Origin of the sequence: Candidatus Poriferisodalis sp. (assembly GCF_965219595.1) — a bacterium.
Lineage (GTDB): Bacteria > Actinomycetota > Acidimicrobiia > Acidimicrobiales > Poriferisodalaceae > Poriferisodalis.
The window spans coordinates 1,728,519-1,742,593 of sequence record NZ_OZ244781.1 but is presented as its reverse complement, the minus strand read 5'-3'; the positions used below and the strand labels follow the sequence as shown (position 1 = coordinate 1,742,593).

Genomic DNA, 14,075 nt, shown 5'->3' with positions numbered 1-14,075 from the left:
GAGCGGCTCAGCCCGTCGGGGCAAGCGAGATGTCGCCGTCGGCGATGCTGATGAGCCAGCGGCGGTACATCACCGTGCCCAAGTCGGCACCCTTGACGTGCATCTCCGCCGTGAGATCCACCGGCAGTTCCTCGGGCCGCTGCGACTCCACGATCGGCTGATCCTGACCCAGGATGACGTACTGCATCTCGTGGAAGTCCTGATCGCGGTCGTGGGCGTAGTTGCGTGCGACAAACGTGAAGCAACGTGTCCGCCGTCGGCTGACGGGTGCAACCACGACGAACAGCACGTAGTCCTCGGTGACGCCTGCGGAGCTGTTGAGCTTCATGGCGTTCGGCATGTAGACCCGGTAGCGCTTCCACGCGTCGTAGGTCTCCCCGACATGGGTGACGGCCGAGTTCTTGACATTGTCGGTGTACTCCACGAAAGGACCGGCCGTTATCCGCAGCTCGGCACCGTGGCGGCTCACCTCGTAGTCGGCGATCTCCGCTTCGTCCCGGTCGCCGAGAATGCCATGGTGGACATGAGCGAAGTGAGAGAAGTCGAAGTAGTTCTCCAAGCGCCGAGCCAGCGAACAGTTCCACTCATACGGCGGGAATCGCATGATGCGGTACTCGGGATCTTCGAGCTCGGGGAACTCCGCCGGCGGGAAGAGCGGCGTCTCGCCAGCCAGGCAGGTCCACACCAGCCCCGCCGCCTCGACAGCGGGATACACCGGCAGCTGGGCGACGAGCTGGCCGTTGAGCTCGGGGCGGGCCGGGATGTCTACGACCGTTCCTTCCCGGTCGTACGCCCAGCCGTGGTAGGAGCATCGCAGGTTGCAGCCATCGACCCTGCCCAGTGACAGCGCCGAGCCCCGGTGCCGGCAGACATCGTGGAAGACATGAGCCTCGCCGTTGAGGCGCGCCACCGCCAGGCGGGTGTCGAACAGGGTGGCCTGCAGGGGCTCGTCGGTCAGGTCGTCGGAGAACGCGACCGGATGCCAGAAGCGCTTGAGCTGTTCATACAGCCGCTCCTCGCCTGCCATGTCGAGCTGGGTGCTGCCGTGCAACTCGAGTTCCGCGGAGGCCCGCTCCGCGATGGGCCTCGATCGCTCTGCGATGGTCATGCTGTGCTTTCTCCCTCTCGTCGGACCACCTTGATGGCGTCCATCGGGCAGCAGGCCTCTGCTCGCTCCGCCTTCGCGACCAAGTCGGCGGGTATCTCCGTCTGCAGGACTTCGAGGGTCAGGCGATCGTCGCTCACGCGGAATATCTCCGGCGCCAGCGACGTGCACATGCCTGAGACAACGCAGATGCCCTCGTCGAACTCGATCGTCGCTGCCGGTTGTGGCTCAACCATCGCCGTGCGCCTCCCCGCCAACGCCCGCTGCGTCCCGTGAGCCGGCTCGTTCGATGCCCCACGCCCGCTCGACGGCGGCCATGATGTTCTGATAGCCGGTACACCGGCACAGATTCCCCGACAGCAACTCGACCGTGCGGTCCCGCCAATCGTCCGGGTCGACGCTCTCCAACGTCATCAGAAAGCCGGCTGTGCAGAAGCCGCACTGCAGCGCGTGGTTCTCGTGGAACGCCTGCTGCATCGGCGACAGCGCCGTCCCGTCAGCCGTGAGGCTCTCCACGGTGCGCACATCGGCGCCATGGGCCTGGACAGCGAGCATGAGGCACGAACGCACGGCGTCGCCATTGACCATGACGGTGCATGCTCCGCAATAGCCATGCTCGCAGCCCACGTGGGTGCCGGTGAGGCCGACGACATCTCTGATGTAGTCCGACAGCAGCAGCCGTACGGGCACGCGGTGATGGTGTGACCGGCCGTTGATGTCGACGTGAACGTCGGCCTCACGCGCCGTGTCAATCATCGGCGTGCTTCCTCCCTGACCCCCACGGTAACCCTATGGGGCCGCATGCGATTCCAAGACGCTGCGGACCGTTCGCACCACCAGCGCCGTCACGGCATCGCGGCGGTACCAGCCCGGTGCGTGGGTGTCGTCGAACACCTCAGTGGTGTCGGCAGCAACGGCCTCGGTGATGGCCTCGATCGAGTGATCGCCCGCCCAGCCGGCCAGCACATCCTCAGCGTTGCGCAGACGGGTCGGCACGCCGCGAAGCCCGAATCCGACGAGCCGGGCAGTGCGCACTGCACCGTCCTGGGCCTCGACGACGGCGACCAGGCCGGCGAGGGCGAAATCTCCTGCTCGCCGGCACACCTCGTCCACAACCGTCACCGCGCCCGACGGCGGCCGCCTGAACAGCGCATCGGTCACCAGCTCCCCGTCCTCGACGACCGTGGTGAACGGGCCAGTGACGAAATCCGCCGCAGTCACCTCGCGTCGGCCCCGCGGCCCAGCGATGCCGATGAGCGCATCAGAGGCAAGCGCCAACGCTGGCAGCTCTGCAGCCGGGTCGGCATGGGCAAGGCTGCCGCAGACCGTGCCCCGGTTGCGGATCTGCAGGTGTCCGACGTGACGAAGCGCCGCCCGCAGACCGGGCACAGCCTGGGCGGCGTCGGCATCATCCAGCACGCGGGTCTGGGTGGCAGCAGCGCCGACACGCACTCCGGCGGCGTCGCAGGACACCGTGCCAAGTCCGTCCACATCACAGATATCGACGAGCAGCGACATCTCGGCCAAGCGGAAGTTCATGGCCGGGATCAGGCTCTGACCGCCCGCCAGCACTCGCGACGATTCTGTGCTGCTCAAAGCCTCGACGGCTTCTGCCACGCTGCGGGGCCGGGCATAGTCGAACGCCGATGGCTTCACGGCTGCTCGCCCTCTGCTGCGGGCCGGGACTGTGCTGCCCGCAGTGCCGCACGCACCGAGACAGGCGTCACCGGACAGGTCGTGAGGTCGACACCCCACTCGGCCAGCGCATCGGAGACTGCCCCGGTCACCACGGCCGGGGGGCCGATTGTGCCGCCCTCGCCGCATCCCTTGACGCCGAGCGGCTGGTCGGGCGACGGCGATTCGAAGTGGTCGAGCCGCAGCCTCGGCACTTCGGCGCTCGTGGGGACCAGGTAGTCCATGAATGAAGCGAACAGGGGATGGGCCGTCTCGGTGTCGTACTGGAAGTGCTCGTACATCGCCCCGGCAATGCCCTGCGCCACGCCCCCGTGAATCTGCCCGTCCACCAGCTGGGGGTTGATGACGGTGCCGCAGTCGTGTACCACGACGTAGTCCTCGATCTTCACTTCGCCGGTGCTCAGTCGAACGCTCACGATCCCGACGTGAGAACCGTTCGACCAGCTCGCAGCGGCGTTGATCTTGCCGGAGGCGTCAAGCTCGTGTTCGAGGTAGGGAGGGTCGTAATACCCGGAGGTCTCGAGGCCCGCCTCGGTGCCGGGCGGCAAGTCGACAGTGCGAATCCACGCCGCCGTCGCCACTTCAGACCAGCTGACGCTGGGTTGTTCGCTGCCGACGACATGGAACGCGCCGTCGGACACCACTACGTCCTCGTCCGCCGCTTCCAGCATGTGGGCCGCTATGGCGCGTGCCTTGTCGAGCAGCCGATTCGAGGCCATCAGCACCGAACCGGTGAGCATCATGGCGCCCCGGCTCCCCCACGACCCCAAGCCGTAGGGAGAACGCTCGGTGTCGCCGAGCACCACCGTGACGTCATCGGCCGCAACGCCGAGCGCGTCGGCCGCCAATTGGGCCGCGATGGTCTCAGCACCCTGCCCGATGGAGCTGAGACCCGCGGCGACGCGGACCGAACCGTCGGGATCCACCCGGATCGTGCTTGCGTCATAGCCGGCCCAGTGCCCGGTGGTGAGGTGATAGGTCGGCGACGTCGGCTCGACGTAGTTCGAGTAGCCGACGCCCACCCGGATGTCGGGATCGTCGGCGTACTGCTCACGGATACGAGCAAGCGACGCCTCGGCCATCTCCAGGGCGCGCTCGAACGATTCAGCGTGCGACCCCGAGTCGAGGCGCCCACCGCCGTGCATCACGTGCGGAAGCTGCTCGGGCCGCAGCAGCATCCTGCGGCGCAGCCCGACCCGGTCGGTCCCGGTCAGCCGGGCGACCCGGTCGATGACCCGCTCCATCACCAGCGCGCCTTCCGGGATCCCGAACCCGCGATAGGCGCCTGCCGGGGTCTTGTTGGTGACCACCGCCACCGTGCGTGTCTGCATCAGGGGGAAGTCGTAACCGCCCGTGATGCACGCATTGGTGACGAACACCGGTGCGGTTCCCGGCATGAAGATCTCACCCGAGCCCAGATCCAGAATGGACGTGCAGCGCACCGCCCGGATGGTGCCGTCGTCGTCATAGGCGACTTCGACGTTGTGACGCTGGTCGCGAGCATGTACCGACGCCACCAGGTTCTCCATGCGGTCCTCGATCCAGCGCACCGGCCGATCGAGCAGACGGGCGGCCCACGGCACCACGATGTCCTCGGGATAGATGTGGGTCTTGGTGCCGAACCCGCCGCCGACCGTCGGCAGCACCACCCGGACCTGCGGTTCGGGCACGCCCAGCATCAGGGCGATGGTGGAGCGAACCATGTGCGGGCTCTGGGTTGACGACCACACCGTGAGTACCCCGTCAGACGGATCCGCGACCACGCCCCGGGTCTCGATGGGCAACCCGGTCTGGCGCTGGCTCGTGAATGTCTCGGCAAAAGTGTGATCTGCGCGCCGGAACGCTTCGGTGATCTCCGGGCGCTCGGCGCCGATGTCGACCGAGCGGTTGTCAGCCCAGTCGTCATGGAGCTTGGGCGCACCGGCTGCGAGCGCCTGGTCGATGTCGGCCACGGCCGGCAGCGGCTCGAACACAGTTCCCACCGCCACCAACGCCGCCGCGTCTTCAGCCACATATCGGTCGGCGGCCACGACCACGGCGTACGGCGCCCCCACATAGCGCACCCGATCCTCCGCGAGCGGCCGCTGGCGGACCGGGCCGATGTAGTCGATGTAGTCCGGGAAGCTCGCAACCTCAGCGAGGTCGGCCGCGGTGAACACCGCAACAACGCCGTCGAGCGCGCGAGCCTCCGAGGTGTCGATCGAGACGATCCTCGCGTGGGCCTCGGTGCTGCGCACCACAACCGCCTCGACCATTCCGGCAAGCTGGAGATCGGCCACGTACCGAGCACGCCCGGTGAGCGGTCGCCGGTCTTCGCGCCTCCGAAGCGAACGCCCGACGTAGCGGGTGCTGTGACGTACGTGCTCCGAGATGTTGATCGGCGGGTCTAGGCGGCTCATCGCTCGCCGCGGTGGTACGGGATCGTCAGCGAGAGCGGCGCCCCCGAACGACTCCGGTTCAGCACCAAGGCCAGGATGGTCAACACGAACGGCAGCGCCAGCAGCAATTGGTAGGGCAAGTTGACGTCACTGGCCTGCAGTGCGAGCTGCGTCGCTTCGAGGAAGCCGAACAGCAGCGAGCCCGCCAGGATCCATGTCGCTCGCCAGTTGCCGAAGATCACGATGGCCAAGGCGATCCATCCCCGCCCGGCGACGATGTCCGGGAAGAACAGCCCGGTGGCCGCCAGCGAGAGGAACGACCCGCCCACCCCGGCCATCGCGCCCCCGAAGATCACCGCGGCGTACTGCCTCGACGCGATCGGCACACCGCGCATGTCGCACGCTTCGGGGTTGTGCCCGATGGCACGCAGCTCGAGGCCGTACTTGGTGCGGTTGAGGAACATCCATGTCGCCGGCACCATCAGCAATGCGATGTAGGTGAGCCAATGCTGTTCGAACAGGACCTCGCCCACGATGGGGATACTCGACAGCAGCGGCACCGACACCACTTCGAACTTGTCGACCACCGGGATCTGGATGCTTCCGCCGGCGGAGTAAACGGAGCGATACCAGAAGAATGCGGCGCCGAGACCCAAGATATTGAGCGCCAGCCCCGCCACTACTTGGTTGACTCTGACGGTGACTGTCATGATCGCCATCAGCAGCGCCAGTGCTCCGCCGCCAGCGGCTGCTCCCAGCAATCCGAGCCACAGGCTGCCGGTCTCGTTCGCCGTCACGAAGCCCGCGAACGCTCCCAACGTCATCGTGCCCTCGATGCTCAGGTTGAGGATCCCGCTGCTTTCTGCCACGAGTTCGCCGGTGGCAGCGATGAGCAGCGGCGTGGCGATTTTCAGCGTCGCCACGAAGATGCCCAGGATCACCGAGTACGTGAAGAAGTCACCCATGGCGCTTCACCACGCCCTCGACAGGTTCAGTCATGGATCTGCCTCCGCCTCCTGAGGCGATAACGGCAGGCCACCGCAGCCAGCAAGACCAGGAACAGGGCAACACCCTCGATCACCTCGACCAACGCTGCTGGGATGCCCGTGCCCACCTGCATCGACGTCGACCCGTTGAGCAACCCGGCAAAGGCGATTGCCACCACCACGACTCCCGCCGGATTGAGCCGAGCGACCAGGGCGATGATGATGCCAGTGAACCCGATGCCCGCTGCAATGTCGAGCTGCAGCCGGTGGTGCAGCCCCAGCAGCTCGCCGGCACCTGAGATGCCGGCCAGCGCCCCCGAGATCGCCATCACGGCGATCACCACTGCGCCGACGTGGATTCCCTTGTACGCGGCGGCGGTGCGGTTCACGCCGACGCCCCGCAGCTCGTAGCCAAGGCTCGTGCGCTGTACGAGGAAGTAGACGGCGACGGCTGCGAGCAGCGCTATGGCGAAGCCCCAGTGGAGCCTGCTGTCGTCGACGAAGCGGGGCAGGAACGTCTTGGCGTCCATCCGCTCGGTCTGGTAATAGGGCGTCTTCGGTGATTGCCATGGCCCGGCGAGCAGCCACGACAGCCCGTACAGGATCACGAAGTTGAGCATGACTGTGGTCAGGATCTCGTTGGTGCCATAGCGGACCAGCAGCACGCTGGCGATCGACGCCCACAGCGCCCCGGCGATTGCACCGCCGACGAACATTGCCACGAAGAGCAGTGGCGCCGGCAGCGGCCCGACGAGGGTCGAGACAAAGTACGCACCCATCGCCCCAGCAAAGAACTGTCCCTCGCCGCCGATGTTCCAGACTCCGGCACGGAATGCCACCGCAGCAGCCAGACCTGTGAGGATGAGCGGCGTCGCCTGGACCAGCGTCTCCAGCGCCGATTCCACACTGCCGAAGGCGCCGTCGTACAGGGCGCTGTATGCGTCGGTGGGTGAGACACCGGCGAGGGCGACGAGTCCGCCGATCAGCACGGCGGTGATCGCGAGCGCCGCCACCGTCGCGTAGAACTCGTGGACGGGACGGGTGTCGAGCCTGCGTTCGAGCCGCAGCCCGCCCGAGCGGGAGAGCATCGCCCCCAAGTTGGGACGGAGATCCCGGCCGTCGGCGGGATCCTCCGGTGGTGCCTGCGTGGTCGGTTCGCTCATGGTGCAGCGGTCGTGCTCGCGTCTGCGCCGCTGGCGCCGGCCATGTGCATGCCGATCTCTTCGAGCGTGGTGTCGTCGGGTTCGGTGACCGCGACGATGCGCCCGTCGTAGATGACGGCGATCCGATCAGACAGCTGGAAGATCTCGTCGAGATCCTCCGAGAGCAGCAGCAGTCCGGCCCCGCGGTCGCGTTCTTGCACCAAGCGACGGCGGACGTACTCGCTGGCGGCAATGTCCAGACCGCGGGTGGGCTGATGAACCACGATGAGCCGGGGATCGCCTGACAGCTCCCGCGCCATGATGATCTTCTGCAGGTTCCCGCCCGACAACGTCCGCGTCTTCTGGGTAGCGGACGGGGTCTTGATCTCGAAGCGCTCGATGGACTCCTCGGCGAACGAGTCGATCCGGTTGCGGCTGAGGAAGCCCGCCCGCGCGAATCGCTGGTCTCGTTGGTCACCCAGCACCAAGTTCTCCTTGACGCTGAAGTCCATCATCAGGCCTTGGTTGATGCGATCGCCGGGAACGCTGGCGACACCGAGCTCGGCGATCCGGTGGGGCGGGCTGTCGGTGACGTCGGTGCCCGCGATGCGAATGGTGCCGGTGTCAGGGTGTCGCACCCCGATCACAGCGTCGAACAGGGCGTTCTGGCCGTTGCCCGACACACCGGCCACACCGACGATCTCGCCCGCACCGACCGTGACGGACAGGCCCTCGAGGGAGCCGCGGCCGGTGTCGGATACCAGGTGGACATCACTCACCTCGAGCACGGGATCGCCCGGGTCGCGTCGGTGCTTGTCCACTTGGAGCAGCACATCGCGCCCGACCATCATCCGCGCGAGATCTCGCTGATCCACATCGCCAGTGTTGACCGTTCCCACGACCTCCCCGCGTCGCAGCACGGTGACGCGGTCGGACAGCTCCATGACCTCCTTCAGCTTGTGCGTGATGAGGATGATGGTGAGCCCGTCGTCGCGCATCCGGCGCAGAATGCGGAAGAGCTCTTCGACACCCTGGGGTGTCAGCACCGCGGTGGGCTCGTCGAGGATCAGGATCTCGACCCCGAAGTAGAGCGTCTTGAAGATCTCCACCCATTGCTGCTCGCCCACCGAGAGCCGGCCCACCTCGGCATCGGGGTCGATCTCGACGTCGTAGTCGGCGAAGAAATCGTCAAGACGACTCCTCGCCTCGGACAGATCAAGCCACTGCTTGGCCTGAGTGCCGATGACCACGTTCTCGATGACCGACATCGGTGGCACCAGCTCAAAGTGCTGGTGGACCATCCCGATCCCGGCCTCAATGGCGTCACGGGGTGAGCTCAGCTCAAGCTGTTGCCCGTGCAGCAGCACACGGCCCTCGTCGGGCCGGTAGACGCCGTAGAGGATGTCGGCCAGCGTGGTCTTGCCCGCGCCGTTCTCGCCGAGCAGGCAGTGGATCTCGGCTCTGCGTATCTCCACGCTGACCGCGTCGTTGGCAACCACGCCGGGGAAGTGCTTCGAAACCTCATCAACGATGAGGATCGGCTCCCCCGGCGCGGTCGCGTCGGCTGTCGTCACTCCGGATTGCTCGTGATCTCTGCCGCTTCAGCCCTGGCTGTTCGTCTCGCGACTCACGAAGGCGAGTCGAGAACCAGCGGGATGGTCAACTCGCCGGCGAGGATCGCCGCCTCCGCCTCTTCGACGGCTGCTACGACATCGGCGGGCACAGCGTCGCTGATGCCACCGAGCGCCGAGCCGCCGTCGCGCATCGACTGGTAGACGATGCGCTCCCCTGGAGCGTTGTAGGGCGTTCCTTCGGTGTGGTAGCCGTACCACGCGTCCACCAGGTCATTGATGGCCGCGTCCCACTGCGCCACGGCGCTCGTGAGCACCACGTCGGAGAGCCCCAGCTGGTCGGTGAAGTGTCCGATCGCCCGCACGTTGCCAGCTTCTTCGGCTGCTGCGAAGGGGCCGAACCGTTCGGCGTAGACGATGTCGGCGCCGGCGTCGATCTGCGCGGCAGCGGCGTTGGCGCCGGTCGCCGGGTCGAACCAGCTCTCGATGTAGGTCACGCCGGCGATCTCGACATCGGGATTGACCGACCTGGCGCCGTCGAAGAACGCGTTGAGCGGGCCGTTCACATTGGGGAACGGGAACGCCGCTACGGCGCTGAGCTTGTTCGTCTCGGTCATCATGCCGGCGATGATGCCTGCGAGGTAGGCCGGCTCATGGATGAACACATCGATCCAGTAGGCATTGGTGCCGCCGACGTGGTCGTCGTTGCCCGAGCCGGAGTAGGCGAACAGCATGTCGGGATAGTCGCCCTGCACTGCTTGCACCCCGTCCACGTAGGTGCTGTGGGCCACGATCATCTCGTACTTGCCCTGCTGGGCGAGATCTCGGATAACTCGCTCACCGTCGGCGTAGGCGATCTCCTCGAAGGTGTCGAGCGTCATCGTGAGGCCGTGAGGTTGGTTCTCGATGACCCGATTCATGCTGTCGATGAAGGTGGCGTACCAGCCCTCTTCTTTGGTGCCGAGCAGGATCATCGCTACATCGAGCTCAGTCGGCGCCATGTCTTCAGGTGCCGCCGTGGTCGCGGGCGCCGACGCCGCTGTCGTCGCTGGTGTCGCTGTGTCGGCGGTCTCCGCGTCGTCGTCGCTGCCGCAGGCTGCGACCGAGGCAACGATGGCTAGAGCGATCAGGACTCGAATCAACACTTTGCGCATGTCAGACCTTCCCTCCCCAGGGTGGACACCGTCGTGCCGTCGACCAGGTTTCTGACCCACGGGGCAGACGTGCCGGACTTCGTCATGAGGGAGGCAGGACTGCCTCCCTCATGCGAACCCTAGTCCGCCGCAATATGGGGCATCCGCGCCACCGAGACTCGATCAATTGAAGCCAGAGCCGCCGTTGACCCAGATGTTCTGTCCCGTGACGAAGTCGGACAGCGGGCTCATCAGGTAGATCAGCGTGCCGACCATGTCCTCGGGCACCTGCGTGCGCGAGAACGCACGGCGAGCCCGGATGGCGACATCCACCTCGGGCTGGACGCCGGAATACTGCGCGTCGTGAGGGATGTAGTCGGGCGTGAGCGTGTTGACCGCAATGCCGTGGGCGCCGAGTTCACGGGCCATTGCCCGGGTCAGTCCCCAGATCGCCGATTTTGACGAGACGTAGTGCAGGAACCGCGGCGTTCCGTCGTTTACCGTCATCGAGGCAATATTGACGATCTTGCCGCTCTGCTGAGCCTTCATCGTGGGCGCCACCGCCCTTGAGCAGAGCCAAGTGCCCTTGACGTTGACTGCGAAGCAGAGGTCCCACTCGTCGGGCGGGACATCTTCCATGAGCGCACGCGTCGCAGCCAGGTAGAACGCCGCGTTGTTGACGAGTCCGTCGATACGGCCGTACCTCGCCACGGCGCTGGCAGCCATCTCCTCGGTTTGGGCTGCATCTGAGACATCGACCCGCAGCGCCATCGCCTCGCCGCCCAGCGCCATGACCTGATCGGCCGTCTCGCTGGCATCGGACAGATCGGCCACGACGACCGTCGCTCCATGCTCGGCGAGGCCCCGGCAATAGGCCCGTCCGATGCCCTTCGCGCCACCGGTCACGATGATCACTCGCCCGTCGAGCATTCCCATGAGGCTCCTCCTCGTCGCCGGAGAACTCAGTTGGGCTCGAACTCGCCGGCCAGCTCAAAGAGCCACTTACGGTAGGCCAGCGTCACGTCGTCGGCGACCTTCACGTACATCTCCGCGCTGAGCCGGTCGGGCAGGTGCTCCGGCCACTGCGACTCCACCACAGGCTGGTCCTGTGCCAGCACCAAGTGCTCGAACTCCAGAAGGAAGTCCATGTCGTCGTCGGTCGGTGCGAAGTCGGCGCCGATGTGCCAGAAGTTGCGGCACGTCGCGGGGCCGGTGGGCGCAGTCACCATGTACAGCGCGTAACGCCTGCCGTTGGGAAAGGTGCGCACCAACTCGATCGATCCGGGAACGGTCAGCCGGTACCAGTTGCGCACAGCCATCGTCTCGTCGTCGATGCCCAGCAGTTCCCTCATGCGGTCGACGTTCGGCTCGACGAACACCTTTTCGAATCGAAGGGCCCCGTCCTCCCGCCACACGTCGTGCTGGTCGATATGCGCCTTGTCTCTCGTGCCGAGGATGTTCTCATGCACGAATGGGAAATGGGAGAAATCAACGAAGTTCTCAAGGCGTCGGGGCGAACTGGTGGCCCAGTCGTAGTGGTCGGGAGTCAGCCATCGCATCGTCGGGTCGTCCCACTCGTCGATGCCCGGCGGATCGCCCCACGGCTGATCTGTGAGACTGATCCACACCATGCCCGCCCGCTCCTGGCAGAGATAGCGGAGGAGGTTTGCCTGCAACACCCCGTTCAGCTCGGGGCGCGAGGGAATTGAGACCAGACTGCCATCCATGTTGTAAGCCCAGCCGTGGTACGGGCAGTGGATGCAGCCTGATTCGACCCAGCCGAGCGACGGGGCGGCCCCCTTGTGCCGGCACACGTCCATGAATGCTCGGACCTCGCCGTCATGGCGCACCACCAGGATGCGCTCGCCGAGCAGGCGACCCGAGATCATCGCACCTTCGGCCACGTCCCGGGAGTAGGCGACGGGATGCCAGAAGTGCCGCATGGCCCGGTACCACGTCGACTCTCGCTCGGGGACGAACGGGTCGACGATGTCGTCTAGCGGGGTAGTGGACACGAGCGATCCTCCGCCTCGGCATCGGCCTGAAACCCTCGGCGCGAACGTACCGCCCCGGTTGCCCCCCTGCGGCAACCGCGCGAGCATGCCGCCTATGGATCCCGTGCGCGCATCGAATGAGGTTCGGCATGTCTACTCAAGCGGTGCAAACGGCAACCGCATCCACGGTCTGGACTTTGGCGGCGATGGTCCAACGCTGATCTGCCTCCACGGCGTCACCGGAAATGCCTGGAACTGGCACGCGGTGGCGCAGGGCTTGCTGGGGTGCCGACGCGTGCTGGCGCTCGACTTCCGGGGGTACGGCGAGAGCCAGTGGTCGTCGGAGCACCGGTACACCACTGCAGATCACGTCGCCGATCTCACTCATGTCGTCGAGTCGCTGTCAGCGGATAAACCCGTCGATCTGGCTGGTTCCTCCTGGGGCGCCTTGGTGGCGCTGCAGTACGCCGCCGAACATCCCGACGCCGTCGGAAGGCTGGCGGTCATCGATGTGGAGCCGTCGTTCGAGCAGGGCGAGACCGAGCTGTTCCCCCGCCCAACGCATCACGAGGATCACGCAGACGTGCGCTTAGCGGTGGAGCGCGCGTACCCCAATGCCCCCGCCGAGATGGTCGAGATCGTGGCGTCAACGTGCTTCGGCCCGGCACCGGACGGCTGGCTCGTGCCCAAGCACGACCCGTTCTTCTTCGAGCGCTGGCCATTCCGCTCGGACGACCATTGGCACCGGCTGGCCGAATTGGCGATGCCGGTGCTGTTTGTCCATGCCGCCGACAGCTTCGTCCGGGCCCAGGTGATGGCCGAGATGGACCGGCTCACCGCGAACTCGCAGCTGGCCAGCGTCGACGCGAGCACCCACGTCATTCCGGTGGACAACCCCACTGGCCTGCTCGACGTGCTGACTCCGTTTCTGACTGAGCCCGGCTGACGCTGGCTCTCGGGACAGGCAGGGCCGAGGGGATCGCGTGGCGAACTCGGCACAGCGACGCACAGGAGCGCGGGCAAAGGGGCAGCCCCGCCCGGCGCCGCGGTGCGAGGTCAGTAGGCGTAGAGCGTCCGGAGCCCTCGGCTGACGGCCGGGCCGACCACGGTGTTGTGGTTCTCGCCCGGGAAGACATGCCAGGTGAGGTCGATGTTGCGGTAGCCGCGGGCAGCGAACTGACCGTGGAACTTGGCCTGGGGCGAGTACTCATCGGTCTCGTTCTCGCCCATCGACATGAAGACCTTCACCTCCGGGTCGCCTCCGGCCGCCGCGTGCTCGGCTTCGAGTCGGAACATGACCTCGTAGTCCCACCACACCGATGGGCTGGCCAGCAGGTAGCGCGCGAACATGTCGGGTGCGTTGAACAGCACATGCAGGCCGAACAGCGCCGTGAACGAATGGCCGACATAGGTCGGCTCGCCGACGTGGTACCGGTCGTACAGCAGCGGCATCACGTCGCTGGCGAGCCACTGGCGGAAGGGCTCGGCCTGGCCGGTCTCGGCGGCCGGTGCACGGATGCCGGTCATCGGCGGGGCCTCCGCGGGTGTCACCGTGTAATCGATCGCGCGCAGGTCGAGCATCTCACGCATGTCGGCCGTGTCGTGCGCGATGCCGGCCACCACGCAGCGGGGCGTCTCCCGCGACATCGACAGGATTCTGGTGGTGTCCACCGCCGTGCCGAACGTCCACGGCGCATCGCAGCAGACGACCAGCGGGTACGGCTGGGAGGCATCCGCCCGGTAGCCCATCGGAAGCGCCACCCAGAGCTGGTAGCTCCGGCCCGCATCGCGCCGGTGAAGGATGTGCGTGTCAATGGGCCAGGCGCCCGGGTCAGCCACGGCGGCGATGCTATTGCGGAGGGCTACAGCTTGGGGCTGATCATCGTGAGGCCGTCGCCGATTGCTGCGCACCAGCTCGGAAAGGTGTGTCCCCTGGCCCGCTCGTCGCCGTGCGTGCCCAACAGCGTCGTCGTCGGGCCGCTGCGCATCGCCGACTTCTAAGCCAGAGAGCACGCCAGCGAGCCGAAGCCGCGATCTGATCTCCGCAACCGCACCCATTTGCTCAGAGACC

14 protein-coding genes are annotated in these 14,075 nt (G+C 66.5%); 1 reads left to right on the top strand and 13 read right to left on the bottom strand.

Annotated elements, in window-relative coordinates; all coding sequences use genetic code 11:
- Positions 1-7: 7 nt before the first annotated feature.
- The 11 genes from ACOQPE_RS07795 to ACOQPE_RS07745 form a co-directional block, all read right to left on the bottom strand.
- Positions 8-1,108 (bottom strand): Rieske 2Fe-2S domain-containing protein, encoded by a 1,101-nt coding sequence (locus tag ACOQPE_RS07795; protein WP_420611247.1) that lies wholly within the window; start codon positions 1,106-1,108, stop codon positions 8-10.
- The gene (locus tag ACOQPE_RS07790; RefSeq protein WP_420611246.1) at positions 1,105-1,341 is read right to left on the bottom strand and encodes a ferredoxin; all 237 of its coding nucleotides are present in this window, start codon (positions 1,339-1,341) and stop codon (positions 1,105-1,107) included. Before ACOQPE_RS07790 ends, ACOQPE_RS07795 begins: the two co-directional genes overlap by 4 nt.
- Positions 1,334-1,861 (bottom strand): (2Fe-2S)-binding protein, encoded by a 528-nt coding sequence (locus ACOQPE_RS07785; protein WP_420611245.1) that lies wholly within the window; start codon positions 1,859-1,861, stop codon positions 1,334-1,336. Before ACOQPE_RS07785 ends, ACOQPE_RS07790 begins: the two co-directional genes overlap by 8 nt.
- 33 nt (positions 1,862-1,894) lie before the next feature.
- On the bottom strand, positions 1,895-2,761 hold the full coding sequence (locus ACOQPE_RS07780; RefSeq protein WP_420611244.1) for an FAD binding domain-containing protein: 867 nt from the start codon (positions 2,759-2,761) through the stop codon (positions 1,895-1,897).
- Positions 2,758-5,199: a xanthine dehydrogenase family protein molybdopterin-binding subunit gene (locus tag ACOQPE_RS07775; RefSeq protein ID WP_420611243.1), complete on the bottom strand. Its 2,442-nt coding sequence runs from the start codon at positions 5,197-5,199 to the stop codon at positions 2,758-2,760. Before ACOQPE_RS07775 ends, ACOQPE_RS07780 begins: the two co-directional genes overlap by 4 nt.
- Positions 5,196-6,143 (bottom strand): ABC transporter permease, encoded by a 948-nt coding sequence (locus ACOQPE_RS07770; RefSeq protein WP_420611242.1) that lies wholly within the window; start codon positions 6,141-6,143, stop codon positions 5,196-5,198. The genes ACOQPE_RS07775 and ACOQPE_RS07770 overlap by 4 nt, the downstream gene beginning before the upstream one ends.
- 26 nt (positions 6,144-6,169) lie before the next feature.
- Positions 6,170-7,327 carry an ABC transporter permease gene (locus ACOQPE_RS07765; RefSeq protein WP_420611241.1) on the bottom strand — a complete coding sequence of 386 codons (1,158 nt, stop codon included), beginning with the start codon at positions 7,325-7,327 and terminating at the stop codon, positions 6,170-6,172.
- On the bottom strand, positions 7,324-8,880 hold the full coding sequence (locus tag ACOQPE_RS07760) for an ABC transporter ATP-binding protein (protein WP_420611240.1): 1,557 nt from the start codon (positions 8,878-8,880) through the stop codon (positions 7,324-7,326). Before ACOQPE_RS07760 ends, ACOQPE_RS07765 begins: the two co-directional genes overlap by 4 nt.
- 53 nt (positions 8,881-8,933) lie before the next feature.
- Complete coding sequence (locus ACOQPE_RS07755; RefSeq protein ID WP_420611239.1) at positions 8,934-10,031, bottom strand: BMP family ABC transporter substrate-binding protein; 1,098 nt, start codon at positions 10,029-10,031, stop codon at positions 8,934-8,936.
- Positions 10,032-10,193: 162 nt separating this feature from the next.
- Positions 10,194-10,946: an SDR family NAD(P)-dependent oxidoreductase gene (locus ACOQPE_RS07750; RefSeq protein WP_420611238.1), complete on the bottom strand. Its 753-nt coding sequence runs from the start codon at positions 10,944-10,946 to the stop codon at positions 10,194-10,196.
- A gap of 26 nt (positions 10,947-10,972) precedes the next feature.
- Positions 10,973-12,025: a Rieske 2Fe-2S domain-containing protein gene (locus ACOQPE_RS07745; protein WP_420611237.1), complete on the bottom strand. Its 1,053-nt coding sequence runs from the start codon at positions 12,023-12,025 to the stop codon at positions 10,973-10,975.
- A gap of 94 nt (positions 12,026-12,119) precedes the next feature.
- Here ACOQPE_RS07745 and ACOQPE_RS07740 point away from each other — a divergent pair, with 94 nt between their 5' ends.
- Positions 12,120-12,950 (top strand): alpha/beta fold hydrolase, encoded by an 831-nt coding sequence (locus ACOQPE_RS07740; protein WP_420611236.1) that lies wholly within the window; start codon positions 12,120-12,122, stop codon positions 12,948-12,950.
- A 110-nt stretch (positions 12,951-13,060) separates the two neighbouring features.
- Here the strand turns inward: ACOQPE_RS07740 and ACOQPE_RS07735 are convergent, their stop codons facing one another.
- The gene (locus ACOQPE_RS07735) at positions 13,061-13,843 is read right to left on the bottom strand and encodes an alpha/beta hydrolase (protein ID WP_420611235.1); all 783 of its coding nucleotides are present in this window, start codon (positions 13,841-13,843) and stop codon (positions 13,061-13,063) included.
- A gap of 23 nt (positions 13,844-13,866) precedes the next feature.
- Positions 13,867-13,992, bottom strand: a complete 126-nt coding sequence (locus ACOQPE_RS07730) for a hypothetical protein (protein WP_420611234.1) — start codon at positions 13,990-13,992, stop codon at positions 13,867-13,869.
- Between the last annotated feature and the right edge of the window lie 83 nt (positions 13,993-14,075).